Origin of the sequence: Martinezella tropici (genome assembly GCF_003287875.1) — a bacterium.
Lineage (GTDB): Bacteria > Pseudomonadota > Alphaproteobacteria > Rhizobiales > Rhizobiaceae > Rhizobium > Rhizobium tropici_C.
Genome location: NZ_QMKK01000025.1, coordinates 7,501 through 32,074 on the forward strand (window position 1 = coordinate 7,501; position 24,574 = coordinate 32,074).

General features: G+C 60.7%; 21 protein-coding genes (1 of these 21 cut by a window edge). 4 read left to right on the forward strand and 17 right to left on the reverse strand.

Features of this window, described 5'->3' with window-relative positions; translation table 11 throughout:
• On the forward strand, positions 1–1,435 hold the 3' portion of the coding sequence (locus tag DQ393_RS08080) for a M23 family metallopeptidase (protein WP_112341253.1). It extends 506 nt beyond the left edge of the window; only the last 1,435 of its 1,941 coding nucleotides appear in the window; the start codon falls outside the window, past its left edge; it ends in the stop codon at positions 1,433–1,435.
• A 102-nt stretch (positions 1,436–1,537) separates the two neighbouring features.
• Here DQ393_RS08080 and clpB read toward each other — a convergent pair whose 3' ends face one another.
• The 7 genes from clpB to DQ393_RS08115 form a co-directional block, all read right to left on the reverse strand.
• Complete coding sequence (clpB, locus tag DQ393_RS08085) at positions 1,538–4,138, reverse strand: ATP-dependent chaperone ClpB (protein WP_112341254.1); 2,601 nt, start codon at positions 4,136–4,138, stop codon at positions 1,538–1,540.
• A 317-nt stretch (positions 4,139–4,455) separates the two neighbouring features.
• Positions 4,456–5,154 carry a DUF4167 domain-containing protein gene (locus DQ393_RS08090; protein WP_112341255.1) on the reverse strand — a complete coding sequence of 233 codons (699 nt, stop codon included), beginning with the start codon at positions 5,152–5,154 and terminating at the stop codon, positions 4,456–4,458.
• A gap of 348 nt (positions 5,155–5,502) precedes the next feature.
• Positions 5,503–6,378: a peptide chain release factor N(5)-glutamine methyltransferase gene (gene prmC, locus DQ393_RS08095; RefSeq protein WP_112341256.1), complete on the reverse strand. Its 876-nt coding sequence runs from the start codon at positions 6,376–6,378 to the stop codon at positions 5,503–5,505.
• Positions 6,375–7,454 carry a peptide chain release factor 1 gene (prfA, locus tag DQ393_RS08100; RefSeq protein ID WP_112341257.1) on the reverse strand — a complete coding sequence of 360 codons (1,080 nt, stop codon included), beginning with the start codon at positions 7,452–7,454 and terminating at the stop codon, positions 6,375–6,377. The genes prmC and prfA overlap by 4 nt, the downstream gene beginning before the upstream one ends.
• A 90-nt stretch (positions 7,455–7,544) precedes the next feature.
• Entirely contained in the window at positions 7,545–9,812 is a 2,268-nt protein-coding gene (ptsP, locus tag DQ393_RS08105; protein WP_112341258.1) for a phosphoenolpyruvate--protein phosphotransferase, read from the reverse strand.
• Positions 9,813–9,912: 100 nt separating this feature from the next.
• Positions 9,913–11,187, reverse strand: a complete 1,275-nt coding sequence (locus DQ393_RS08110) for an aspartate kinase (RefSeq protein WP_112341259.1) — start codon at positions 11,185–11,187, stop codon at positions 9,913–9,915.
• Between the two features lie 171 nt (positions 11,188–11,358).
• Positions 11,359–11,985: a hypothetical protein gene (locus tag DQ393_RS08115; protein WP_112341706.1), complete on the reverse strand. Its 627-nt coding sequence runs from the start codon at positions 11,983–11,985 to the stop codon at positions 11,359–11,361.
• 258 nt (positions 11,986–12,243) lie between these two features.
• Between DQ393_RS08115 and ubiG the strand changes: the two genes are divergently transcribed.
• Positions 12,244–12,990 (forward strand): bifunctional 2-polyprenyl-6-hydroxyphenol methylase/3-demethylubiquinol 3-O-methyltransferase UbiG, encoded by a 747-nt coding sequence (gene ubiG, locus DQ393_RS08120; protein WP_112341260.1) that lies wholly within the window; start codon positions 12,244–12,246, stop codon positions 12,988–12,990.
• Positions 12,991–13,240: 250 nt separating this feature from the next.
• Here ubiG and DQ393_RS08125 read toward each other — a convergent pair whose 3' ends face one another.
• From DQ393_RS08125 to DQ393_RS08140, 4 genes are all read right to left on the reverse strand, one after another.
• Entirely contained in the window at positions 13,241–13,669 is a 429-nt protein-coding gene (locus tag DQ393_RS08125; protein ID WP_112341261.1) for a DUF1178 family protein, read from the reverse strand.
• Positions 13,666–14,523 (reverse strand): carbon-nitrogen hydrolase family protein, encoded by an 858-nt coding sequence (locus DQ393_RS08130; RefSeq protein ID WP_112341262.1) that lies wholly within the window; start codon positions 14,521–14,523, stop codon positions 13,666–13,668. Before DQ393_RS08130 ends, DQ393_RS08125 begins: the two co-directional genes overlap by 4 nt.
• 24 nt (positions 14,524–14,547) lie before the next feature.
• Positions 14,548–14,805, reverse strand: a complete 258-nt coding sequence (gene grxC / locus DQ393_RS08135; RefSeq protein ID WP_112341263.1) for a glutaredoxin 3 — start codon at positions 14,803–14,805, stop codon at positions 14,548–14,550.
• A 139-nt stretch (positions 14,806–14,944) separates the two neighbouring features.
• Entirely contained in the window at positions 14,945–15,721 is a 777-nt protein-coding gene (locus tag DQ393_RS08140) for a ComF family protein (RefSeq protein WP_112341264.1), read from the reverse strand.
• Between the two features lie 197 nt (positions 15,722–15,918).
• On the opposite strand from DQ393_RS08140, the gene DQ393_RS08145 reads away from it, so the two are divergent.
• The gene (locus tag DQ393_RS08145) at positions 15,919–16,803 is read left to right on the forward strand and encodes a methyltransferase domain-containing protein (RefSeq protein ID WP_112341707.1); all 885 of its coding nucleotides are present in this window, start codon (positions 15,919–15,921) and stop codon (positions 16,801–16,803) included.
• Positions 16,804–16,837: 34 nt separating this feature from the next.
• Here DQ393_RS08145 and DQ393_RS08150 read toward each other — a convergent pair whose 3' ends face one another.
• The 6 genes from DQ393_RS08150 to DQ393_RS08175 form a co-directional block, all read right to left on the reverse strand.
• Positions 16,838–17,020 carry a Flp family type IVb pilin gene (locus DQ393_RS08150; protein WP_112341265.1) on the reverse strand — a complete coding sequence of 61 codons (183 nt, stop codon included), beginning with the start codon at positions 17,018–17,020 and terminating at the stop codon, positions 16,838–16,840.
• Between the two features lie 176 nt (positions 17,021–17,196).
• On the reverse strand, positions 17,197–17,514 hold the full coding sequence (locus tag DQ393_RS08155; RefSeq protein ID WP_112341266.1) for a hypothetical protein: 318 nt from the start codon (positions 17,512–17,514) through the stop codon (positions 17,197–17,199).
• A gap of 485 nt (positions 17,515–17,999) precedes the next feature.
• Positions 18,000–18,413 carry an 8-oxo-dGTP diphosphatase MutT gene (mutT, locus tag DQ393_RS08160; protein WP_015341287.1) on the reverse strand — a complete coding sequence of 138 codons (414 nt, stop codon included), beginning with the start codon at positions 18,411–18,413 and terminating at the stop codon, positions 18,000–18,002.
• Positions 18,410–19,189 (reverse strand): GNAT family N-acetyltransferase, encoded by a 780-nt coding sequence (locus DQ393_RS08165; protein ID WP_112341267.1) that lies wholly within the window; start codon positions 19,187–19,189, stop codon positions 18,410–18,412. Before DQ393_RS08165 ends, mutT begins: the two co-directional genes overlap by 4 nt.
• A 10-nt stretch (positions 19,190–19,199) precedes the next feature.
• Positions 19,200–20,441, reverse strand: a complete 1,242-nt coding sequence (argJ, locus tag DQ393_RS08170) for a bifunctional glutamate N-acetyltransferase/amino-acid acetyltransferase ArgJ (RefSeq protein WP_112341708.1) — start codon at positions 20,439–20,441, stop codon at positions 19,200–19,202.
• A 174-nt stretch (positions 20,442–20,615) separates the two neighbouring features.
• The gene (locus DQ393_RS08175; RefSeq protein WP_112341268.1) at positions 20,616–21,539 is read right to left on the reverse strand and encodes a peptidylprolyl isomerase; all 924 of its coding nucleotides are present in this window, start codon (positions 21,537–21,539) and stop codon (positions 20,616–20,618) included.
• 246 nt (positions 21,540–21,785) lie between these two features.
• On the opposite strand from DQ393_RS08175, the gene secA reads away from it, so the two are divergent.
• On the forward strand, positions 21,786–24,506 hold the full coding sequence (gene secA / locus DQ393_RS08180) for a preprotein translocase subunit SecA (RefSeq protein WP_112341269.1): 2,721 nt from the start codon (positions 21,786–21,788) through the stop codon (positions 24,504–24,506).
• Positions 24,507–24,574 lie beyond the last annotated feature (68 nt).

The following is a 24,574-nucleotide window of genomic DNA, read 5'->3' on the forward strand; positions in this document are numbered from 1 at the left end:
CGTGGAATCCGAGGTCAGCCTGAAGACGGTGCCCTTTCCCGCCAAGGATATCCCCTTCCAGCTCGCCGGCTCCATGTCGCTTGAAGAGGTCGAGGAGAATGTCCGCTCCAACGGCTCGGTTCTGGCCGATGGCAATACCCAGCTTTCAGCGCTCTATTATGTCGACCCGCGCCGTTTCGCCAATGACGATTCCGATGTCGACCTGACGGCGGGCCTTGCCGCGCGCATCGTCGAAGAGAACATGTCCGTCTCGGCGCCGGAAGCCGTGACCGCGCAGACGGAAGAATTTGCCGACGATATCATACCGGTTCGCGAAAATATGCCAATCGCCACGGCGCTGACCAATGCCGGCTACCTCAAGGCCGACGCGGACAATATCACGGCAAAGATCCAGCCGCTCTTCGGCTCAGCCAATGTTTCGGCCGGCGACGTATTGCGCATCGGCATCCTTCAGAAGGGCGAGCAGGCCAAGATCATCCGCGCCAGCCTCTATCGCGGCACGAAGCATCTTCTCACCATCGCGCAGAACGACCACGGCGATTTCGTCGCCGGCAGCGCGCCACCGATGCTGGATGCGATCATCACCGCCTTCGACAATGACGCGCCCACCCTCACGGCCGGACGCGATCTGCCGAGCGTCTATGACGGCATCTATCGCGCGGCGCTTTCCTACGGCATGACCAAGGAGATGGTCGCGCAGGTCGTCAAGCTGCTCGCCAGCAATGTCGATTTCCAGGCGCAGCTGAAGCCGACGGATTCCCTGGAAGCCTTCTTCTCGGTCGCCGACGACAAGGGGCAGGCGACGGCCGATTCCGAGCTGCTCTATGTCAATGCCAAGTTCGGCGATACGGTCACGCGCTTCTATCGCTTCGAGGATCCGACCGATCATTCGATCGACTATTTCGACGAAAGCGGCAAGAGCATCCGGCAATTCCTGCTGCGCAATCCAGTTCCCACCGGCGTCTTCAAATCCGGCTTCGGCATGCGCCGCCATCCGATCCTCGGCTTCGCGCGCATGCATACCGGCGTGGATTGGGCCGCGCCCCGCGGCACACCGATCATCGCGGCCGGCAATGGCGTCGTCGAAAAGGCGAGCTGGGATTCCAGCGGCTTCGGCAACCAGACCCTCATTCGCCATGCCAATGGCTATGTCTCCTCCTACAATCACCAGAGCGCCATCGCCAAAGGGATCGTGCCCGGCGCGAAAGTGGTGCAGGGCCAAGTGATCGGCTTTATCGGCTCGACCGGTCTCGCGACCGGCCCCCACCTGCACTACGAGCTGATCGTCAACGGCACGAAGGTCGATCCGCTGCGCATCCGCCTTCCCGGCGGCAAATCGCTGCAAGGCGATGCGCTCGCCAAATTCCAGGAAGAGCGCAAGCGCATCGATACTTTGCTGACAGACGACAAGTCGAAACAGATCGCCAGCAAATAGCCTCAGCCGCGCAGCCAATTTCATACCGATCCGTTGCCGCCATAGCCAACAGCAAAATGGCGGCCCGAAGACCGCCATTCCTATTCGTTCACCAGTTGTCGCTTAAGCCGCCTCGTGCACGGCTTGGCGCGGACGGAACAACAGCCGGTCCGAACCGCTGGTGACCTTGACGAGCGAACCATCCGGGATTTGACCCGAAAGGATCTGTTCGGCCAGCGGATCCTGGACATATTTCTGGATCACCCGCTTCAGCGGCCGCGCGCCGTAGACCGGATCGTAGCCCTTGTTGGCCAGCCAATGCCGAGCGTCGTCGTCGAGTTCGAGCGTGATCTTGCGTTCCGACAGCAGCTTCAGCAGACGTTCGAGCTGAATGTCGACGATCGCGCCCATCTCATCGCGCTTCAGGCGATGGAACAGGATGATCTCGTCGACGCGGTTCAGGAATTCGGGCCGGAAATGCGACCGGACCACATCCATGACCTGTTCACGCACCAGATCGCTGTCATCGCCCTCTTTCAGCTGGGTCAGATATTCGGCACCCAGGTTGGAGGTCATGATGATCATCGTGTTGCGGAAGTCGACCGTGCGGCCCTGCCCGTCCGTCAAACGTCCGTCATCCAGAACCTGGAGCAGAATGTTGAAGACATCGGGATGTGCCTTCTCGATCTCGTCGAACAGTACGACCTGGTATGGCCTACGGCGGACGGCTTCGGTCAGCGCGCCGCCTTCCTCATAGCCGACATAGCCGGGAGGAGCGCCGATCAGCCGCGCCACGGAGTGCTTCTCCATGTACTCCGACATGTCGATACGCACCATCGCCGTCTCGTCGTCGAAGAGGAAGCGGGCAAGCGCCTTCGTCAATTCCGTCTTGCCGACGCCGGTCGGGCCGAGGAAGATGAACGAGCCGATCGGCCGGTTCGGATCCTGCAGGCCGGCACGCGAGCGGCGAACGGCGCGAGAGACAGCCTGAACGGCATCGCCCTGGCCGACGACCCACTTTGCCAGCTCGTCTTCCATCCGCAGCAGCTTGTCGCGCTCGCCTTCCAGCATCTTGTCCACCGGGATCCCGGTCCAGCGGGAAACGACCTGGGCGATGTTGTCGGCGGTGACGACCTCCTGCACCATGGAATCACGGGCACTATCCTGCTCTTCTGCGGCGTGGAGTTCCTTTTCCAGATTGGGGATCACGCCATAAGCGAGCTCGCCTGCACGCTGGAACTCACCCTTGCGCTGGGCGATCGCCAGTTCGTTGCGGGCATCATCGAGCTGCTTCTTCAGGTCGGCGGCAAGACCCAGCTTCTGCTTTTCGGCCTGCCAGCGCGCGGTCAGCGCATCGGCTTCCTCCTCCAGCGAAGCAAGATCGCCCTCCAGCCTCTTCAGCCGGTCGGCCGAGGCCTGGTCGGTTTCCTTCTTCAGCGCCTCGCGCTCGATCTTGAGCTGGATGATGCGGCGATCGAGTTCGTCGAGCTCTTCCGGCTTGGAATCCACCTGCATGCGCAGACGCGCCGCAGCCTCGTCCATCAGGTCGATTGCCTTATCAGGCAGGAAGCGGTCGGTGATGTAGCGGTTCGACAAGGTCGCAGCGGCCACCAGCGCGGCATCGGCGATGCGCACCTTATGATGCTGCTCATACTTTTCCTTCAAGCCGCGCAGGATCGAGATCGTGTCTTCGACCGTCGGCTCCTCGACCATGACGGGCTGGAAGCGGCGGGCAAGGGCCGGATCCTTCTCGACATGCTTGCGGTATTCATCGAGCGTGGTCGCACCGACGCAATGCAGCTCGCCGCGCGCAAGCGCGGGCTTCAATAGGTTGGATGCATCCATCGCGCCGTCGGCCTTGCCGGCACCGACCAGCGTGTGCATCTCGTCGATGAACAGGATGATCTCGCCGTTCTCCGACTGCACCTCGTTAAGCACGGCCTTCAGCCGCTCTTCGAACTCGCCGCGGAACTTCGCACCGGCAATCAGCGCGCCCATATCGAGCGCCATCAGCTTCTTGTCCTTCAGCGATTCCGGCACGTCGCCATTGACGATACGCAGCGCCAGGCCTTCGACGATCGCCGTCTTGCCAACGCCGGGCTCGCCGATCAGCACGGGATTGTTCTTCGTGCGGCGAGACAGAACCTGAATCGTGCGACGAATTTCGTCGTCACGGCCGATCACGGGGTCGAGCTTGCCCTCGCGCGCTTCAGCGGTGAGATCGCGGGCATATTTCTTCAGGGAATCGAAGCCCTGCTCCGCATTGGCGGAGTCCGCCGTGCGGCCCTTGCGGATATCATTGATGACCTGATTAAGCGCAACGGGCGTAACGCCCGCATTTTTCAGCGTCATCGAGGTCGAAGCCGTAGGCTCGATCGCCAGCGCCTGCAAAAGACGCTCGACGGTGACGAAACTATCGCCGGCCTTCTTAGCGGCATCTTCAGCAGTAGCGAAAACCTTGGCGAGCGGCTGTGAGAGATAGACCTGGCCGTCGCCGCCGGAAACCTTCGGCAGCTTGGCAAGGACGGCATCATTGGCAATGCGGGCAGCCTTGGCGTCGCCGCCGGCACGCTCGATCAACGAGGCGGCCATGCCCTGGTCGTCGTCCAGAAGCACCTTGAAAACGTGCTCGGGGGCGAACTGCTGATTACCCTGCGCCAGCGCATAGGTTTGGGCGGATTGCAGGAAACCACGCACCCGCTCGGAGTATTTTTCAATATTCATATGAGACCTCCATGAATCGCTCTGCCCTGACCGGCGCAGACCGATGATTGAGATTGAGCCCCCTCAAGAGGCAGGCCCCGCCTTTCCGCCATCGAGATTTGCGGCAAGGCAACAGAAAAGAATATGGGAGGATATTTGAAGAGTTTAAAGGGTCGCGGAGTGGAAAAACCGGCCGGAATGGCTTCCCTGCTTCTGCAATTGAAGAAGCGCCGATTGGCCTCGAAAGAGAGCACCTGCCCACACAAAAAGAAATGGCGGCTTTCGCCGCCATTTCCGCATTCTCGTTTAATCAGTGCAGTGCGCTCCAGCGAAGCGACTTATTCCGAGGTCGCATCCGCCATAGCCGGAGCTTCGTTCGACCCGGTTTCACCCTGATCGCCGCCCTCGGCTGCAGCACTGCGGCGCGGCTGGCGGCGCGGACGATTGCCGCCTGCATTGCGACGACGCGGCTGGCGCTCGGTGGCGGCCACTGCCGGAGTTTCTTCCTCGATCGCCACTTCGGCAGGGATGCCTTCGATGACCGGCTGCGGGCCAGTGCCGTTGATGGCTTCCGGCTCATCGGCCGGAGCGGCGGCGGCCGCTGGAGCTGCCTGCTGCGGACGAGCCGGAGGCGGAGCCATCTGCGGCTGATCATCGATCTCGTTTGCATCGATATCGTCGATGTCACGGTCGCCCGTATCGCGATCGTTGTAATTGTGGTGATCGTCTCGCTGATAGCGCTCCTGCATCTGCGCCTGGGCGCTGGCAATGATCCGATTATAGTGTTCGGCATGCTGCAGGTAGTTTTCAGCCATAACGCGGTCGCCGGAGCTCTGGGCATCGCGAGCCAAGGCCGAGTATTTTTCGGCGATATGCTGTGCGGTTCCGCGGATCTTCACATCGGGACCAGAGCTGTCGTAAGTCCTGGTCAGCGGGTTCGAGCCCTTGCGGTTGAAATTGTTGTTGTTATTTCCGCCGCCACCGTTGTTGTTGTTACCACGCCCCCGACCGCGCTTGTTTTGCTGTCCTGGCCTCATAGATCCTTCACCTGAATTCTCTTCGTTGGGATAAAAATCATACACGACACCTGCCGCCGCGGTTCGGACACTGCCAAACCAGGGCCTGCGTGCCGCAAGCAAACTGCGCTTTGGCGCCGGTCTGCCGCTCGACTACGTCAGATTAAACTGATCACGCATTGGGTTATCTTCAACCTTTGACACTCTACCAAAGAGCGGATCCCCGAGGCTGTCCAAGATAAGCGAATCGTCTCGCCTATTCCCAGCCGCCCAACGCGTGAGCGCAACCTATATTGCTTCCTCAGGAAATCCAAGCTTTTTCTTTGCGATAACAACAGGGGTTCCACTAATCTGCTGCAAAACGTCACGTTAATGTTGAAATTCAAACACAAGAACCCGGTCGTTCCGCCCGTAGTCACGAGCCGCTTCGACAAGGGAAAATCCTGCTCCTTCAAAAATCGAAGTCACCGTTTCACGCTGATCGTAACCGATCTCCACCCCAATCATGCCATCCGGGAGCAGAAACCGCGCCGCATCCTTTGCGATAGCCCTGTATGCATCCAGCCCATCAAGGCCCCCGTCAAGGGCCGCGGGAGGATCGAAATCCTTTACTTCTGGAGCGAGAGTGGAAATGACACTGGACGCAATATAGGGCGGATTTGAGACAATCACATGAAAACATTCGTGGATGGCATCAAACCAGCTTCCATGCACGGTCTTGAACCGCGCCGCCAGGCCATTCTGCTCAGCGTTCCCGCGAGCGGTTTCCAGCGCCTCGCCAGAAATATCGGAACCAACACCGGTAGCTTTGGGGCATTCGTGAAGCAGGGCCAGGCAAATGGCTCCCGTTCCCGTTCCGATATCCAGTATATGGACATTGCCGACCTTGGATTCAAGACGCCGCAGGTATGGTAGCATCGTATCGACAAGAATTTCGGTATCGGGCCGCGGTTCGAGCGTCGCCGCCGAGAGCCGCAGGGAGAGGCCATAAAACTCCCGCTCGCCAAGAATCCGATGGACCGGCTCATGATTGAGCCGGCGGGCAATTGCCGCCCGCACCACCGCCACATCCTTCGCAGACACCGGCTCGGAACCTCGCGTCACGAGCGCGGTGGCGGCAAGATGAAGAAGGCCGCCGACAAGAATGCGCGCCTCCGTGGCGGGATCGTCGAGGTCGGCCTCGGCAAAGCGGGCACGCACCTCCTGCAGGAGTCCGGAAACGGTCGACCCCTGCCCGCCGCTCATGCCTGTTCGCCGAGTTGGGCGAGCTGGCTCGCCTGATAGTCCGCCAGCAGAGCATCGACCACCTCGTCGATCTCGCCTTCCATCATCCGGTCGAGCTTGTAGAGCGTCAGGTTGATGCGGTGATCGGTGACGCGCCCCTGCGGGAAATTATAGGTACGGATGCGTTCGGATCGGTCGCCGGAACCGACCTGGCTTTTGCGGTCGGCGGAACGCTCGCTGTCGGCGCGCTGGCGCTCCATGTCGAACAGCCGCGACCGCAGCACCTGCATCGCCTTGGCGCGGTTCTGGTGCTGCGACTTTTCCGAGCTCGTGACAACGATCCCCGAGGGAAGATGAGTGATGCGCACGGCCGAGTCGGTCGTGTTGACGTGCTGGCCGCCGGCACCGGAAGAGCGCATGGTGTCGATGCGGATATCCTCAGGCCGGATTTCGATATCGATTTCCTCGGCTTCCGGCAGTACGGCGACGGTCGCCGCAGACGTATGAATACGCCCGCTCGCCTCGGTTTCCGGCACGCGCTGCACGCGATGGACGCCGGATTCGAACTTCAGCCGGGAGAACACGCCCTTGCCGCTGATCGTCGCGATGATTTCCTTGTAGCCGCCCGCTTCGCCCTCGCTGGCGGAGAGAACCTCCACCTTCCAGCCATTGGCAGCCGCGAAACGTTCATACATGCGGAAGAGATCGCCCGCGAAAAGGGCTGCCTCGGAACCGCCGGTACCGGCGCGGATTTCGAGGATCGCGCTCTTCTCGTCGGCCGCGTCCTTCGGCAGAAGCTCGATCTGGATATCCTTTTCCAGCGTCTCGATGCGCTCCTTGACCTCGGGCAGCTCCATCTCCGCAAGGTCCCGCATATCGCGGTCGACCGATTTGTCGGAGAGCATGGCCTCGAGATCGGCAGCCTCGGCGAGAGCGCGTTCATAGTCACGGATCTTGGCGACGACCGGCTGCAGTTCGGAATATTCGGAAGCAAGCTTCACATAGACATCCGCGGCCGGGCCGGCGGACATGCGCGCCTCGATCTCGCCGAAACGGCGTTCCAATTCGCGCATTTTTTCAACGGGGAGCTTCGCCACCCTCTACTCCAATTCTTCTTATTATGTCTGCTTTGATATGGTGCGCATGACCCTGTCCGGAAACCGCTTCGTGTTTTTCAGGATCGCGCGCTAAAGCGGGATATTGTGGCTCTCGGCAAAGCGCACAAGGATATCCCGCATGGAACTGGTCGGCTGCGTGTCATCGAGCGCGGTCTCCATGACCTCGGACAGCGCCTTGAGGTCGAGCCCGAGCAGCATCGCCTTGACCGGGCCGATCGAGGCAGGCGACATCGAAACCGAGCGCAAGCCGAGGCCGAGCAGGGCCATAGCCGAAATCGTCTTGCCGGCCAGCTCGCCGCACAGTGTCACCGGTGTATTGTTGCGCTCTCCGGCGCGCACGATATCGCGCAGGATGCGCAGGAACGGCCGCTCAAGCGGATCGAAACGGTCCGACACACGGGCATTGCCGCGATCCACCGCCATCGAGAACTGGAACAGGTCGTTGGAGCCGATGGAGACGAAATCGACTTCCGCCATCAGCTCATCCAGCTGCCACAGCAGCGCCGGCACTTCCAGCATGGCGCCGAACTGCAGCTTGCGCGGCAGGCCGTGTCCGAAGCGCGAAAGGTGCTGTACTTCCTTCTGCAGGAGCTCGCGCACCGCCCTGATTTCGGAAACTTCCGTAACCATCGGCACCATCATCTTCAGCTCGCTGTCGGCCGCCGCCTTCAGCATGGCCCTGAGCTGCGTGCGCAGCAGGCCTGGGCGGTCGAGCGAGAGGCGGATGGCGCGCCAGCCGAGCGCCGGGTTTTCTTCCTCATGCGCGCGAAAATAGGGAACAACCTTGTCGCCGCCGATGTCGAGCGTGCGGAAGGTAACAACGTGCCCGCCCGCCTGCTTCATCACATTGCGATAAAAGGCTTCCTGCTCCTCCGCCTTCGGCATGGTCGAGGCGATCATGAATTGCAGCTCGGTGCGGAACAGGCCAATGCCCTCTGCGCCGGATTCGGCAAGCTGCGGCAGATCCACCAGCAGGCCGGCATTCATCAAGAGCGAAATGCGCTGCCCGTCCTTGGTGACCGGCTCGACGGAGCGCAGGGCACGGAACTGCTCCTGCCGGCGGGCACGGAACCGCACCTTCTCTTCATAGGAACGCTGATGATCGGCCATCGGCCGCAGATGGACATGGCCGCCGTCGCCATCGATGATGACCGGGTCGCCGTTTTCGGCCAGCGCGACCACACCTGCGGCCTGTCCGACGACAGGAATGCCCATGGCGCGTGCGACGATGACGACATGGCTCGTCACTGCGCCCTCTTCCAGCACCAGGCCACGAATATTGGCGCGGGGATAATCGAGCAGTTCCGCCGCACCCATGGCGCGCGCGAAGATGATCGCATCGTTCGGGAAGCCCTCGGCGCTGGTGCGGCCCGAATGGCCGATGAGTTGCCGGAGCAACCGGTTCGCCAGATCCTCGAAATCGTGCATGCGCTCGCGAAGATAGGGATCGGTCAGGCGCATCATGCGCGCCTTGGTGTCGCTCTGCACCTTTTCGACGGCAGCCTCAGCGGTCAGCCCGTTGCGGACGGCTTCCTCGAGCTTGCGCACCCAGCCCTGGTCGTGCGCGAACATGCGGTAGGTTTCGAGCACCTCGCGATGCTCACCCTCCATCGAGACGTCGCGCCGCGACAGCATGTCGTCGATCGAGATACGCAGCGAGCCAAGCGCTTCGGCCAAGCGGCCGATTTCCTTGTCGGCATCGTCGTTCAGCAGATTGGTGACGACGATGCGCGGCTCGTGCAGGACGACATAGCCGAGGCCGATGCCTTCATTGTAGCTGTCGCCGTCGATGGTGACCGAGCGGGTAAGATCGAGTTCCAGGCCGGGCTTGGTGATCTTCTTCAGCTCGCCGGTCGCGATCATTTCGGCCAGCACCATGGCCGTCGTTTCGAGCGCCTCCAGCTCTTCCTCGCGATAGGTGCGGCTCGCCTTGTTCTGAACGACGAGAACGCCAAGCGACCGCCCTGTGCGCAGGATCGGCACGCCGAGGAAGGAGTGGTAGATCTCTTCGCCGGTTTCCGGCAGGTAGCGGTAGGCGGGGTGCGATTGCGCGTCCGAAAGGTTCAGCGGCTGGGCGGAGGCGGCGATCGTACCGACAAGACCCTGCCCCATCTTCAGTTGCGAAAGGTGGACCGCCTCTTTATTCAGACCCTCGGTGGCATAAAGCTCGAGGACGCCGTCCGCGCGCAGCACATAGACCGAGCAGACCTCGGCGACCATGTTGCTGGCAATCTGGCGGACGATCCGGTCAAGGCGCTCCTGCGGCTCCAGCGGCTCCGCCATCAGTTCGCGTAGCCGCTTGAGCAGAACGCGTGGACCGCCGGAAAGGTCTCTCATTGCGCCACTAGCTCCTGAATCAAGATGTCATGCCTGTCTTGCCCATGTCAGGGCCGGCCGAAACTCGCCTCCGTCACGGTCCGTTGTCAGCAGTCCTGAATCAACTCTTATCCAGACCGTAGCAGGAATGCAAAGTCCTGACTGCGAGTTCTGCGTAAGGACCGTCAATCAGGATGGAAATCTTGATTTCTGACGTCGTAATGGCCTTGATGTTGATGCCTTTTTCGGCAAGTGCCCTGAAAGCGGTCGCGGCCACGCCGGCATGCGAGCGCATGCCGATGCCGATAACCGATACCTTGACCAGACCTGATTCGCTCTGGACGACATCGTAACCGATCTTTTCCTTGTTTTCGCCAAGAACGCGCAACGCCTTCTCGACATCGCCGGACGGAACCGTGAAGGTCATGTCGGTCTTCGAACCGTCCTCCGAAATGTTCTGGACGATCATGTCGACATTGATGTGGTTTTCGGCCAGCGGCCCGAAGATCGCGGCGGAAACACCCGGCCGGTCGGCAAGACGGCGCAGCGAGATCTGAGCCTCATCCTTGGCATAGGCAATGCCGGTGACTACTTCCTGTTCCACGATTTCTTCCTCGTCACAAATCAGCGTTCCGGGCGGGTTAAGCAGATCGCCCATGCCCGGAGCATCGGGATCCTCGAAAGAAGAGCGCACGAAGGTGCGGACTTTGAACACCATGGCGAGCTCGACCGAGCGCACCTGCAGCACCTTCGCGCCGAGAGAGGCCATTTCGAGCATTTCCTCGAAGGCGATCTTCTTCAGGCGGCGTGCCTTGGGCTCGATGCGCGGATCGGTCGTATAGACCCCATCGACGTCGGTATAGATGTCGCAGCGGTCGGCCTTGACGGCGGCGGCGATCGCAACGGCCGAGGTGTCGGAACCGCCGCGACCGAGCGTCGAGAGGCGATTGTCGGGGCCGAGCCCCTGGAAGCCGGCGATGACGGCGACCTGGCCCTCACCCATGCGGCGGATGATGTCCTCGCCCTCGATCTCGAGAATACGGGCGGCGCCATGGGCGTTGTCGGTGCGGATCGGGATCTGCCAGCCCTGCCAGGAGCGGGCGTTGATGCCCATGGCCTGCAGCGCAATCGCCAGAAGGCCTGATGTGACCTGCTCGCCCGAAGCCACGACGGCATCATATTCGCGCGCATCGTAGATCGAGTGGTTGGCACCGGCGACCTTGGGCATGTTCTGGACCCAGCCGACCAGCTCGTTGGTCTTGCCGGACATGGCGGAAACGACGACGGCCACTTCATGGCCGGCATCGACCTCGCGTTTCACATGGCGTGCGACGTTCTTGATACGGTCCAGATCCGCGACGGAGGTTCCGCCGAATTTCATCACGATGCGTGCCATGTGCCTCTACCAGTACCCTGCGCCGGGCGGCCGAAATGCGGAAAGCCCGACATGCAAAATCGCCCTCCCGGTTCGGTAGCCGGAAAAGCGTGATCTCAATGGGGCCGTCTCTTAGCGAGTTTGTCGGGCGGGTGCAATAGCGGGACGCGCCCGGCGCGACAAAACTATACTTCAATAATCAACTTTTAAAGTCGACCAGAGCTTGTCGAGAATTCCGCCTTCCTTGTCGAGGTTTTCCTTATTGAGGAAGGTGGCGACGAGTATGCCGCCCTCCGGCCGGCCGGTGGCGACGATCTCATATTCCATCACATCGTCATCCGTGATGGTTTCCGCCTTCACGCCCTTCAGCACATTGCCGCTCGGGAGCGTACGCTGCGTGCTCTGCTTGGTTATCTTGGCACCACCATTGAGGCTCTCCTGCACCATCTGCTGCAGCACGACGTCGGTATTGCCAGACGGATCGAGGCCTTTATAGACCTGCACGATGATTCCGGTGCCGATCGGCGTCATCAGCGCATATTGCTGCACGCCATCGCCGAGATCCGTCTTTGCGACGGTCAATTTGCCATCGTGATCGAAGGAGAACTTGCCACCCGTGAACGTCACCGTATCACTGCGCTGCAGCTCCACCGGGACCTTGCGACCGTCCCTCATGGTGACCTCGAACGTGTCACCAGGATTGATGCCCACCACGACACCATCGATCGTCAGGCGAAACCCCTTACTGTCCCCGGCATGTGCGTGGCCGATAGCAAGGCAGCTCATGGCGATAGCCGTCGCAAGACGGAATGGTCTCATGAGAACTCCTGTATACGCCGGTCGATCGAAATCGATCCGGTTCTGAAAGTCCATTTCACAGCCCGGCGATTGATCGGCCATAAGATACCTCCATGTCAACCTCGGGATCGCAATTCGCTGCTGCCGACCGGCACTCCCCACAGGCTATCGATGGCCGCGGCCCTTGACATCGGGCATCGATCGTCCGACTTCACACGGAGAAATATTGTTGCCTGCGTTCGCCCCGACACGGGCACGGCGCAGATCACGGAGTGAACCATGAGCGAAACGGCAAAGAGCACAATCGACCAGAGCGAAGTTGACCGTTTTTCCGCCATGGCGGCCGAGTGGTGGAGCCCGACCGGCAAGTTCAAGCCGCTGCACAAGTTCAATCCGGTGCGTCTCGCCTATATCCGCGACCACGCCTGCGAGAATTTCGGCCGCGACCCGAAGGGCAGCCGGCCGCTGGAAGGCCTGCGCGTGCTCGACATCGGCTGCGGCGGCGGTCTCTTGTCGGAGCCGGTGGCGCGTATGGGTGCCACCGTCATCGGCGCCGACCCCTCGGAAAAGAACATCGGCATTGCCTCGACTCATGCGAAGGCCTCGGGCGTTCCCGTCGACTACCGCGCCGTTACCGCCGAACAGCTGGCCGAAGCCGGCGAGACCTTCGATATCGTGCTGAACATGGAAGTGGTCGAGCATGTCGCCGACGTCGACTTCTTCCTGTCGACTTGCGCAAAAATGGTGCGTCCCGGCGGCCTGATGTTCGTTGCGACCATCAACCGCACCATGAAGGCGGCGGCCCTTGCCATCTTCGCGGCGGAGAACGTGCTGCGCTGGCTGCCGCGCGGCACCCATCAATATGAAAAGCTCGTGCGTCCGGAAGAAATCGAAAAGCCGCTTGCGGCAGACGGCCTCGAGATCATCGCCCGCACCGGCGTTTTCTATTCACCGCTGCAGGACCGCTGGAATCTCTCGAAGGATATGGACGTCAACTACATGCTGCTGGCGAAGCGGGCCGCGTGAAATCGTCACGCCAGCAACACCGCGACTGCTGAAACTCTGATACCCCCCTCTGTCACTTCGTGACATCTCCCCCACAAGGGGGGAGATCGGTGACTCGGAGCGCCCTCTTCACTACAAACGAACATCGAGCCTTCTGAAATCACGGCCTATTGCTTTTGATAGACGCGCGGCAAACTCCCAACAATCTCCCCCCTCGTGGGGGAGATGTCCCGATAGGGACAGAGGGGGTGCAGGCTCTCCACCCCCGGCATCAGTTGACGTCGTCGGGCAATATGGGGATGGCGGCGATCTCGATGCCCTCCTCGACGAGTGCCTGTGCCTCGTCCGGCGTCGCCTTGCCGATGATCCCGCGCGCATCCGCTTCGCCATAATGAATCTTGCGGGCTTCCTCCGGAAATTTCGTACCGACGTCTTCGGCATTGGCCTTGATGGTGTCTATCGCTTCCTTGAGCTTTGCCATCGCCTGCTTGCGGGCAGTATCCATGGCAAGCGTCTGCATCTCATCCTTCTTGCGCGCCGTCGAAACCGAAGGCGCCATCAGGAGTTTGGAGATCGCGCCGGAATTGCAGACCGGACAGGTGAGAAAGCCGCTTGCAACCTGGCGGTCGAAATCGGCGCTTTCGGAAAACCAGCCCTCGAACTCATGGGCATTGTCACAGCTAAGCGAATAACGGATCAAGCAGCGACGCCTCCAGACGCCGGCGTCGCGATCTTCTCCAGCGAGAACTCACGCGCATTCTTCAGGTTCGGTATCTTGTCATGGGCTGATTTGACGGCAGCGATGTCGATCTCGGCGATGATGACGGCCTCGCCGGTACCGCCGGCCGACGCCAGTACGTTGCCCCAGGGATCGATGATCATCGAATGGCCGAAGGTCTCGCGGCCGTCCTCGTGCTTGCCGGCCTGAGCGGCGGCGATGACGAACATGCCGTTTTCGATGGCGCGGGCGCGCAGCAGAATTTCCCAGTGCGCCTCGCCGGTCTGCTTGGTGAAGGCGGCAGGCACCGTCATCACCTCGGCGCCGGCAACGGCCTGGGCGCGGAAAAGCTGCGGAAAGCGCACGTCGTAGCAGATGGAAAAGCCGAGTTCGGCAAAGGGCAGCGATGCGATGCGGGCTTCCGAGCCCGGCCGATAGACGGCGCTTTCGCGCCAGCTCTCGCCATTATCGAGGTCCACGTCGAACATATGGATCTTGTCGTAGCGATTGATGAGCCTGCCGTCAGGACCGAAGAGGAAGCCGCGATTGGCGATCTTGCCGTCATCGAGCGCAATGGCGGTCGAACCGATATGCAGGTATATGCCGAGCTCTTTTGCCAGCTCAGACGCCGTCTTGACGATGATATCGTTCGGCTCGTCACGCAGCACGGCGCGCAGGCCGGGCCGATCCTTCTGCACGGCACCGGTCATCTCCGGCGTCTGCACATAGATGGCGCCCTGCGAGGCGGCGTCACGCACCAGGCGCGCCATGTCGGCTGCGTTCTTCACCGGATCGACACCGGAACACATCTGGATGGCGGCAGCCTTGAAGCTCATCGGTTTCTCCCTCGTCAATATGGATCAGGCAGCCAGCATCGGATCGAGCTTGCCGGCCCGGTCGAGCGCATGGATATCGTCGCAACCGCCGACATGCTGGCCATTGATGAAGATCTGCGGGAACGTCGCGCGGCCGTTCGCCTTGGCAATCATTTCCTGCCGCAGCTCTGGCGAATAGGTGGCATTGTGCTCGACATAGTCGACGCCTTTGGATTCGAGCAGGGATTTCGCACGGGCGCAATAGCCGCAGAATTCACGCGTATAGATAACGACGGATGCCATGATCCACTCCGGAAAAGCCTAAATCAGAGCATGATGCCGAAAAGTGTCAGCGGTTTTCGGATGACATCATGCTCTACTTATTTGATTCTAGAGCGGATGATTTTAGGTCGTTTCGACCTAAAATCATCCGCCTCTAGTGTCATATAAGATGGCCGACGACCCTTGCAAAGGTCAAAACACTGACATCGGCCGCACCCGCTTTCTTCAGCGCGCGCGTGGCCGCGGCAACCGTGGCGCCGGTGGTATAGACATCGTCGACGAGAACGATGCGACGCCCGAATATCTCGGCAGCCCGATGCTCGGAGACGGCGAAGGCGCCGCGCACATTATCCTGTCGCGCCTTGGCCCCGAGACCGACCTGCTGGCTCGTGCGTTTGACGCGCATGAGCGTTGCTGCGAGCAGCGGCTTGCCCGAAAGGCGTGCGATATGCCGGGCAAGTTCGGCGGCCTGATTATACTTGCGCGCAAACAGCCGCGCCCGGTGCAGCGGCACAGGAATGATCGCATCGCAGGCGGCGACCGATCCGTCGCTGGCACGCAGCATCCAGCCGGCCATCATCGGCGCGAGATCGGTACGATCACGATATTTCAGGCTGAGAACGAGATCGCGCACGATACCGTCGTGAACGGCAGCGGAACGCAGACGGTCGAAGACAGGCGGATCGGCAATCGCCTCGGCACTCAGAATGCCGGCACCAAGATCATGGGAAAACGGACTGCCGAGGACTTCGCAATAAGGCCGCTCGATGAAGCGAATACCGGACCAGCATGCCGGACAAAGACCGCGATGCGCCCCGACCGAGACTCCGCAACCCGGACAGGCGGGCGGATAGACGAGATCGGCGAGCGCCACAAAGGGCGTTTTCAGCCCGGCACCCAGCATCGAAAAGGTGATTTCGCGTCCCATCATCCCCATATGATTGAGAGTAGCAATTCCAGGAAAAGTGTATAGCCGTTTTCCGTCTGGGATTGCGCAAGAATAAAGGCTGGAGAGGAATTCAGCGATTCCACGAAGCGCTTAACTCCGCTCTAGCTTTTTCCCGCAGGCTTTGCGAAGGAAAACGCGCGTGCCCGGCACGCCCCGCCGAATTGATGATATCGCAGGAAACCGCCATGGAAATCGTGTTCGACCAATCACTGCTTTCGGCCCGCAAGCGCCGGGCACTGAGACAGGGGGACGAGAAGGCAGCCTTCCTGCTTGATATCGCCGCCGGCGAATTGGCTGAGCGACTTGCCGTGACCGAACGCCACTTCGACGAGGCAATCGAATTGCACGGCGCGACCGGCATTGCCGCGCGCCTGGCTCTGGCGACCGGCAAGATTGGTCATCTGAAAAGGATCGAAAACGAGCCTGGGTTTGCCGCCCCCGGCGAGACACTGATCGAGGCCCCGCTGGAAGAACTGCCGTCGGAGGCTGAGTCTGTAAACCTCGTGCTTTCGCCGCTCAGCCTGCATGTCACCAACGACACGCCCGGCGTCTTCATCCAGATCCGCCGCGCGCTGAAGGCCGACGGCCTCTTCCTGGCGGCGATCCCCGGTTCCGGCACCCTGCAGGAGCTGCGCGAGGTCTTGCTTGCGACCGAGATCGAGCTGACGGGCGGCGCAAGCCCGCGCGTCATCCCCTTTGCCGACGTCCGCGATGTCGGCGGCTTGTTGCAGCGTGCCGGCTTCAGCCTGCCCGTCATCGACGCCGAAAACTACACAGTGCGCTACGATAATCTCTTTGCCCTGATGCGCGACTTGCGCGCCATGGGCATGACCAATCCGCTGGTCGACCGCAGCCGCAAACCGCTGACGCGCGCCTTCTTCCTGCGTGCGGCCGAGCTCTATGCCGAACGCTATTCCGATCCGGACGGCCGGATCAGGGCAACATTCTCCATCATCTACGTCTCAGGCTGGACGCCGCACGAAAGCCAGCAGAAGCCACTGCGGCCGGGTTCCGCCAAGGCGCGCCTGGCGGATGCGCTCAAGGTGGAAGAGCACAAGTTGAAGCAATAGCCGGCAATACTGGCCGGCCCCGTCGATGGCTAACTCAGTTTCCCGATGCGGCCGAGTTCTGCATCGTATTGGAGAGCGTGTTGAACACGCTCGAGAGGCTGCCGCCGAAAGCGCCGACGCCACTGATGATCGCCGCCGACATCAGTGCGGCAATCAAACCATATTCGATGACCGTCGCACCGGTCTTGTCATTGAAAATACGCCATACGGAACGCATAAGCTCAGGGCTCCCAGCATTGGACAACAGATGAATCCGATGCTCGTCATGGCATCCGGCAGGCTATGCTCATGCATGAGAGCATTTCCGCTTGTCTTCGAATCGCGAAAACGCCCTATCCTTTTCCCTCACGCATTCCGGACGGAAAAGCGCTGCGCGCATTTCCTGGAGATGCTCTACTGACAGCCGCTGTCGGCGCCATAACCCTGGACGATGCAGACCGAGCCCGGTTCCTGCTGCAATACGCTGCGGCGGATCGTATAACGCTTGCCGTTTTCCGTCTGCGGGATCGATCCAGTGGTAACATTGTCGATATCAGGCGCGCTTGCAAGCACGCGTGACTTCGATTTGTCGGAGAGCATCGGCGTGAGGATGAGCGAAAGCGCAACCGCCGCTGTCCCGAACAGCAGAGCGATATTCAACGCGCCCGTCTTGCGCGACGCGGAATAGGACTGCTCTTTTTCCTGAACAGCTTTCCAGAAATCGTCGTCCATTATGTCAAGCCTTCTTTAACGCACCCAACAATCGCTTGATTGAGAGAATTCAATGCCAGAAGGTCATAAACGATCCCTTAATATCCACATGCAAACTAAAGAGACGTAAAATTCTGAAACACTGCCTGATTCGGCCTAGAAGGCTGATATTACATGGCTAATTTTCGTTAACCATGTTTGCGATGTATCGTCTCCCAACGCAGCAAATGTGCACTGCAAAAATTCCAGAAGGATGGATTCTGCGGCGCCGTGATTTTTACTTTTGGGTTGATGCTCGAGCATCTGGAGGCGATCCGCCGGAACTCAACCGAACAGTCGGAAATGCTGACGGAGCTGCTACGAAGAACACCGCAAACGGATTCGTCCCGTCGTGAGTCCATGGCGCAAAGCCTCGATCAACTCACGAAATCGAACTTCCGCTTCAAGGACATCTGACCCGATAGCAATTCCAGCCAGCCAAGTACCGAACCTGGGCCTGGGTCCTCTTAAAGCAGATCCTGCAGGAAAGGGATCAGCGGTTCGTCGGCGGGAGGCATCGGGTAATCGCGCAGGGCCTGCGGCCGCACCCATTTGATCGCCTGTCCTTCCCGGCCATGCGGGATTCCCTCGTAGCGCCGGCAGATATAAAGCGGCATCAGCAGATGGAAGGTTTCGTAGGTATGGCTGGCGAAGGTCAGCGGCGCGAGGCAGGCGATCTTCGTCTGGATACCGAGCTCTTCCTGAAGCTCCCGCACCAGCGTCTCCTCCGGCGTCTCGCCGGCTTCGACCTTGCCGCCGGGAAACTCCCAGAGACCGGCGAGCGACTTGCCTTCGGGGCGCTGCGCCAGAAGAATCCGACCATCAGCATCGATCAGCGCGCAGGCGGCAACGAGAACGATCTTGCGGCCTGCCTCGCTCATGCGTCCCCCGGCGGTTGCCAATAGCAATAACGATAGGCCTCGCGGAAGCCGAAGCGGACATAGAGCGCCAGGGCCGGCGCGTTGTCGGCACCGACCTGAAGCCAGGCGGTCTTGGCACTGCGCATGCGCGCCCAGCGCAACGCCGATGTCAGGATCTCGACGCCCAGGCCCTTGCGCCGATGCTGCGGCGACACCGCAACCGACATGACGCCGGCAAGATCATTGTCCTGCACGCAAAGCGTCGTTGCCAATGGCCCGACCTCGGCATCCTCGATGACGAAGAGACCCGAGGGCGGCTTGATGTTGCTTACTACCTCGGCCAACGCCGGCTTCAAAGCCGGATCGGCTTCATCGACAACGAGGCTTGCATCGACAAAACGGCCGACATCGTGGCTGGGAAGATGATCCAGCATATCCGGCAGCTCGAGATCGACCAGATCGGCGGTCATGACGATGGTCTCGTCGAAGCGCGTCCAGCCACGCTCCCGCAGAAGGTCTATAAGCTTCGGCGAGGCGAGCGGCGTCTCGCGCACGACCATCGGCCGGCCATAGGCCTCGAACTTGCGCTGCGCCTTCGCCAGACGGATTTCGAGATCGCGATGATCCGAAGGATCGAGCGGCACGACCGAATTCAGCCGCTTCGACGGGTGGCCGGCCGTCAAGCGCACCTGCCAGCTGCCGTCATACTGCACCGACGATGCCGGCCAGGCCCGGAAGCCGACGGCTTCGAGCCTGCGCACCAAAGGCAGCTTGTTTATCGTGGACTGCGCATGCATCGGCTAAATATCAGCTCCGGTAGTCGCCATTGATGGCAACATATTCCTTCGTCAGGTCGCAGGTCCAGACCGTTGCGCGACCATTGCCGAGGCCGAGATCGACCTTCACGGGAATATCCTGCTGCTTCATGACATTCGAGGCGGCGTCCTCGGAATAGGAGGGATCACGCTCACCATTGACGGCGACGCGGACATCGCCGAACCAGATGGCAAGCTTGTCGCGATCCGCCATTTCGCCCGCCTTGCCGACAGCCATGACGACACGGCCCCAATTAGCATCCTCGCCGGCGGCCGCGGTCTTGACCAGCGGCGAATTGGCGATCGAAAGCGCAATACGCTTGGCAGCGGCGTCATTTTCGGCGCCAGTCACCGTAATTTCGAGCATCTTGGTCGCGCCTTCGCCGTCGCGAACGACCTGGATAGCAAGATCCTTGAGCAGCTCGTTAAGGGCTGCGCGGAAGGCTGCAAGCTTCGGATCGTCGGCACGATCGATATGCGCCTGCCCGTCAGCCGCGGCAGCGCCAGTGGCAAACAGCATCAGCGTGTCCGAGGTCGAGGTATCGCTATCGACGGTCATGGAGTTGAAACTCGGGCCGACGCCGTCGGACAGCAGCGTCTGCAGCGCGGCAGAGGAAATATCGGCATCGGTGACGACGAAGGAGAGCATCGTTGCCATGTCGGGCGCGATCATACCCGCACCCTTGGCGATGCCGTTGATCGTGACCTTGACCCCGCCGATCTCGGCGGTGCGGGTCGCGACCTTCGGATAGGTATCCGTGGTCATGATTGCCTTGGCGGCCTCGAACCAGAAATCGCTTGTCGCATCCTTCGCCATCGTGTCGAGCACGCCGGCGAACTTGCTGGCGTCGAGAGGCTCGCCGATAACGCCAGTCGAGGCGAGATAGACTTCGTTTTCACCGCAGCCGACGGCCGCCGCCGCGGACTTGGCGGTCAGTTCCGTCGCCTGGCGGCCCTTGAGGCCGGTGAAGGCATTGGCATTGCCGGAATTGACGACGACGGCACGCGCGCTGCCATGCGCGAGGTTCTGGCGGCAGAAATCGACCGGAGCCGAAGGGCACTTCGAACGGGTGAAGACACCGGCGACGGCGGCCGGCTTGTCGAAAACCATCAGCAGGACGTCGGTCCGGTTCTTGTACTTGATGCCGGCGGACGCCGTGGTCATGCGCACGCCGCGAAGCGCGGGCATGGACGTAAAGGATTTGGGAGCGAGCGGAGAGACGGAACCGGACATGAGACCCACCTGAAAGAGCATGATGCCGAAAAGTGTAGGCGGTTTTCGGACGACATCATGCTCTATTTTTTGATTCTGGAGCGGATTCAGATTTTAGGTCGATGCGACCTAAAATCATCCGGCTCCAGTAAAGGGCCCGGAAAAACCGGGCCCTGATGGTTTGACTGCTGTGACTTACTGCTGCGGCTGAGCGTCGGGCGCTGCCGCACCATCTGCAGGAGCGACGGCGTCATCGGCCGGGGCTGCGTCCTGCTGCTTCTGCGCATCGTCATAGGCCTTGCTGAGGGCCGGGTCGTTGATGACGACCTTCGTGTCCGTCTTGGCCTTGTTCAGGAGCTCAAGATACTTGTCGCGCATGACGAGCTGACGAACCTGGTCCTTGACCTGGTCGAACGGCGGCGGCGGAGCATTGCGCTTGTCTTCGACCTTGATGATATGCCAGCCGAAATCGGTCTTGACCGGCGTCTTGGTGTAGGTGCCGACCGGAAGAGCGAAAGCCGCATCCTCGAATTCCTTGACCATACGGCCATGGCCGAAATAGCCGAGATCGCCGCCGTCGGCCTTGTTCGGGTCGGTCGACTTTTCCTTGGCCAGTTCGGCGAAATCCTTGCCGGCGTCGAGTTCCTTGATGATTGCCTTGGCCTCGTCCTCGGTCTTTACGAGGATGTGGCGGGCATGAACTTCTTCCTGCTTCGGCAGGGCTGCGACTTCCTTGTCGTAGCGGGCCTTGACTTCGTCATCCGTGATCTTGTCGGCGACATGCGCCTTGAAGAAGGCATTGTGCAGCTCGCGGTCGCGCAGATAGGCCATGTGGGCCTGGAAGTCCGGCGTCTGGTCGAGCTTTTCGGTGGCGGCCTGCTGCGACAGCAGCTTCACGTCGATCGAAGCCGAAAGCGCTGCCACCTTCTTCTGGTCGTCCGGAAGCTGGCCGAGTTGCGGATCGAGGTTGGCGATCGCCAGGTTGAGTTCGGACTGATGGATTTCGACATCGCCGACCTTGGCGACAACGGGGTCCTTGGCATCGGCTGCGAAGACCGGAGCCTGGAAGGTAACGATTGTTGCGAAAGCAACCGCAGCAAGCTTGTTATACTTCAACATAAAATAACCCTTCGGTGATCTCGACCGGCTCGACAGATGTGATTCCGGCGTGAAAAAGCCTTCAGCAGGAGAATGTGGCCTTTCTGTATCGGCCAAATCCCGTTGACATCAATCGACCCCCCTCTTATCTGTCACGCAACCTCGCGTCCAGAACAGTTTCCGGCCGTTTTGTGCTATACTCCCGTTTTTTTCGGGATCGGATAAAGCAGGAAACGGCCGGATGAAATCTCAGAAAGGACCAGTCACATGGTCAGCCTAGGTGGAATTGCCCGCAAGTTGTTCGGCTCGTCCAACGACCGCAGGGTCAAATCGTTCCAGCCGCAAGTAGCCGCAATCAATGCGCTCGAGCAGGAGATGCGAGCGCTGTCCGATGAAGCTCTGGCCGCAAAGACGGTTGAGTTCCGCCAGCAGCTCGCAGACGGCAAGACGCTCGACGATCTTCTCGTACCCGCCTTCGCCGTTGCCCGCGAAGCGTCGCGCCGTGTTCTTGGCATGCGACCTTTCGACGTGCAGCTTATCGGCGGCATGATCCTTCATTCCAACGCCATCGCCGAAATGAAGACCGGTGAAGGCAAGACCCTCGTCGCGACATTGCCGGTCTATCTGAACGCGCTGGCCGGCAAGGGCGTGCACGTCGTCACGGTCAACGACTACCTGGCACAGCGCGACAGCGGCACCATGGGCCGTCTCTACGGATTCCTCGGCCTGACCACGGGCGTCATCATTCACGGCCTGTCGGACGAAGAGCGCCACGCAGCCTATGCCTGCGACATCACCTACGGCACCAACAACGAGCTCGGCTTCGACTATCTGCGCGACAATATGAAGTATGAACGCGCGCAGATGGTACAGCGCGGCCATAGTTTTGCGATCGTGGACGAAGTGGACTCGATCCTCATCGACGAAGCGCGCACGCCGCTGATCATTTCCGGCCCGCTCGACGACCGTTCCGATCTCTACAACGCGATCGACGCCTTCATTCCGCGCCTGTCGAAGGATGATTACGAGATCGACGAAAAGCAGCGCTCCGCCAACTTCTCCGAAGACGGCACCGAGAAGCTGGAAAACATGCTGCGCGAAGCCGGCCTGTTGAAGGGTGAATCGCTCTACGACATCGAAAACGTCGCGATCGTCCACCACATCAACAACGCGCTCAAGGCGCACAAGCTTTTCCAGCGCGACAAGGACTATATCGTCCGTAACGGCGAAGTCGTCATCATCGACGAATTCACCGGCCGCATGATGCCGGGCCGCCGCTATTCCGACGGCCAGCATCAGGCCCTGGAAGCCAAGGAGCATGTGCAGATCCAGCCGGAAAACCAGACGCTGGCGCAGATCACCTTCCAGAACTATTTCCGCATGTACGACAAGCTTGCCGGCATGACCGGCACGGCATCGACGGAAGCGGAAGAATTCGGCAACATCTACGGCCTCGACGTCATCGAAGTGCCGACCAATCTGCCGATCCAGCGTATCGACGAGGACGACGAGGTCTATCGTACGCATACCGAGAAGTATAACGCCATCATCAACGAGATCCTCGATGCGCATAAGCGCGGCCAGCCGGTCCTGGTCGGCACGACATCGATCGAGAAGTCCGAACTTCTCGCCGATCTCATGCGCAAGCGCGGCTTCTCCAATTTCCAGGTGCTGAACGCTCGCTATCACGAGCAGGAAGCCTATATCGTCGCCCAGGCCGGCGTTCCCGGCACGGTGACGATCGCCACCAACATGGCTGGCCGCGGTACCGACATCCAGCTCGGCGGCAACCTCGAAATGCGTGTCGAACGCGACCTGCACGAGATGGAGCCAGGTCCCGAGCGCGATGCGGCCATTGCCAGGATCGCCGAGGAAATCAAGGAGTTGAAGCAGCAGGCGCTTGCCGCCGGCGGTCTCTACGTCATCGCCAGCGAGCGCCATGAAAGCCGGCGCATCGATAACCAGCTTCGCGGCCGTTCCGGCCGTCAGGGCGACCCGGGCCGCTCGAAGTTCTACCTGTCGCTCCAGGACGATCTGATGCGCATCTTCGGCTCCGACCGTATGGACGGCATGCTGCAGAAGCTGGGCCTCAAGGAAGGCGAAGCCATCGTCCATCCCTGGATCAACAAGGCACTCGAACGCGCCCAGAAGAAGGTTGAAGCCCGCAACTTCGATATCCGCAAGAACGTTCTGAAATACGACGATGTGCTGAACGACCAGCGCAAGGTCATCTTCGAGCAGCGCGTCGAGCTGATGGAAGCCAAGGACCTGTCCGAAACCGTGGGCGACATGCGCCATGAGGTCATCGAGGATCTGGTCTCAAGACATATTCCCGAGCGCGCCTATGCCGAACAGTGGGATGCCGACGGGCTGAAGACGGCGGTCGCCAACTTCTTCGATCTCGACCTGCCCATTCATGACTGGGTCAAGGAAGAGGGCATCGCCGAAGACGATATCCGCGCGCGCCTGACGGAAGCAGCCGACAAGGCGGCGGCCGAAAAGGCCGAGCGCTTCGGGCCTGAGATCATGACCTATGTCGAGCGCTCCATCGTGCTGCAGACGCTGGACAATCTCTGGCGCGAGCATATCGTCAATCTCGACCATCTGCGTTCGGTCATCGGCTTCCGAGGCTACGCCCAGCGCGACCCGCTGCAGGAATACAAGGCCGAAGCTTTCGAGCTGTTCCAGGCACTCTTGAACAATCTGCGCCAGGCCGTGACAGCCCAGCTCTCGCGCGTCGAACTCGTGCAGCAGCCGGCCGAGCCAGAGACGCCGCCGATGCAGGCCCGCCACATCGACGCGACGACGGGCGAGGACGAATTCTCACCCTTCGCTCTCGCAAATGAAAGCGCGGTAGCACCGGAAAACCGTGACCCGCGCAACCCGGCAACCTGGGGCCGCGTCGGCCGCAACGAGGCATGCCCCTGCGGCTCCGGCAAGAAGTATAAGCACTGCCACGGCGCCTTCGAAAGCAGCGAAGTCGTCTGAACCTTATCGGTTGATGGCAATGAACAAGATGCCGCCTTTGGGCGGCATTTTTGTTTGCGGGGCCCTCG

Excerpts from the sequence above, each read along its gene's own strand:
- ubiG (WP_112341260.1), top strand. The coding sequence starts at position 12,244 with ATGAGCGAAACGGCAAAGAGCACAATCGACCAGAGCGAAGTTGACCGT.
- DQ393_RS08110 (WP_112341259.1), bottom strand. The coding sequence starts at position 11,187 with ATGGCACGCATCGTGATGAAATTCGGCGGAACCTCCGTCGCGGATCTG.
- DQ393_RS08150 (WP_112341265.1), bottom strand. The coding sequence starts at position 17,020 with ATGCGTTCCGTATGGCGTATTTTCAATGACAAGACCGGTGCGACGGTC.
- DQ393_RS08115 (WP_112341706.1), bottom strand. The coding sequence starts at position 11,985 with ATGAGACCATTCCGTCTTGCGACGGCTATCGCCATGAGCTGCCTTGCT.
- DQ393_RS08175 (WP_112341268.1), bottom strand. The coding sequence starts at position 21,539 with ATGTTGAAGTATAACAAGCTTGCTGCGGTTGCTTTCGCAACAATCGTT.
- DQ393_RS08145 (WP_112341707.1), top strand. The coding sequence starts at position 15,919 with ATGGAAATCGTGTTCGACCAATCACTGCTTTCGGCCCGCAAGCGCCGG.
- mutT (WP_015341287.1), bottom strand. The coding sequence starts at position 18,413 with ATGAGCGAGGCAGGCCGCAAGATCGTTCTCGTTGCCGCCTGCGCGCTG.
- DQ393_RS08155 (WP_112341266.1), bottom strand. The coding sequence starts at position 17,514 with ATGGACGACGATTTCTGGAAAGCTGTTCAGGAAAAAGAGCAGTCCTAT.
- ptsP (WP_112341258.1), bottom strand. The coding sequence starts at position 9,812 with ATGAGAGACCTTTCCGGCGGTCCACGCGTTCTGCTCAAGCGGCTACGC.
- grxC (WP_112341263.1), bottom strand. The coding sequence starts at position 14,805 with ATGGCATCCGTCGTTATCTATACGCGTGAATTCTGCGGCTATTGCGCC.
- secA (WP_112341269.1), top strand. The coding sequence starts at position 21,786 with ATGGTCAGCCTAGGTGGAATTGCCCGCAAGTTGTTCGGCTCGTCCAAC.
- DQ393_RS08165 (WP_112341267.1), bottom strand. The coding sequence starts at position 19,189 with ATGCATGCGCAGTCCACGATAAACAAGCTGCCTTTGGTGCGCAGGCTC.
- clpB (WP_112341254.1), bottom strand. The coding sequence starts at position 4,138 with ATGAATATTGAAAAATACTCCGAGCGGGTGCGTGGTTTCCTGCAATCC.
- prmC (WP_112341256.1), bottom strand. The coding sequence starts at position 6,378 with ATGAGCGGCGGGCAGGGGTCGACCGTTTCCGGACTCCTGCAGGAGGTG.
- DQ393_RS08090 (WP_112341255.1), bottom strand. The coding sequence starts at position 5,154 with ATGAGGCCAGGACAGCAAAACAAGCGCGGTCGGGGGCGTGGTAACAAC.
- argJ (WP_112341708.1), bottom strand. The coding sequence starts at position 20,441 with ATGTCCGGTTCCGTCTCTCCGCTCGCTCCCAAATCCTTTACGTCCATG.
- DQ393_RS08130 (WP_112341262.1), bottom strand. The coding sequence starts at position 14,523 with ATGAGCTTCAAGGCTGCCGCCATCCAGATGTGTTCCGGTGTCGATCCG.
- DQ393_RS08140 (WP_112341264.1), bottom strand. The coding sequence starts at position 15,721 with ATGGGGATGATGGGACGCGAAATCACCTTTTCGATGCTGGGTGCCGGG.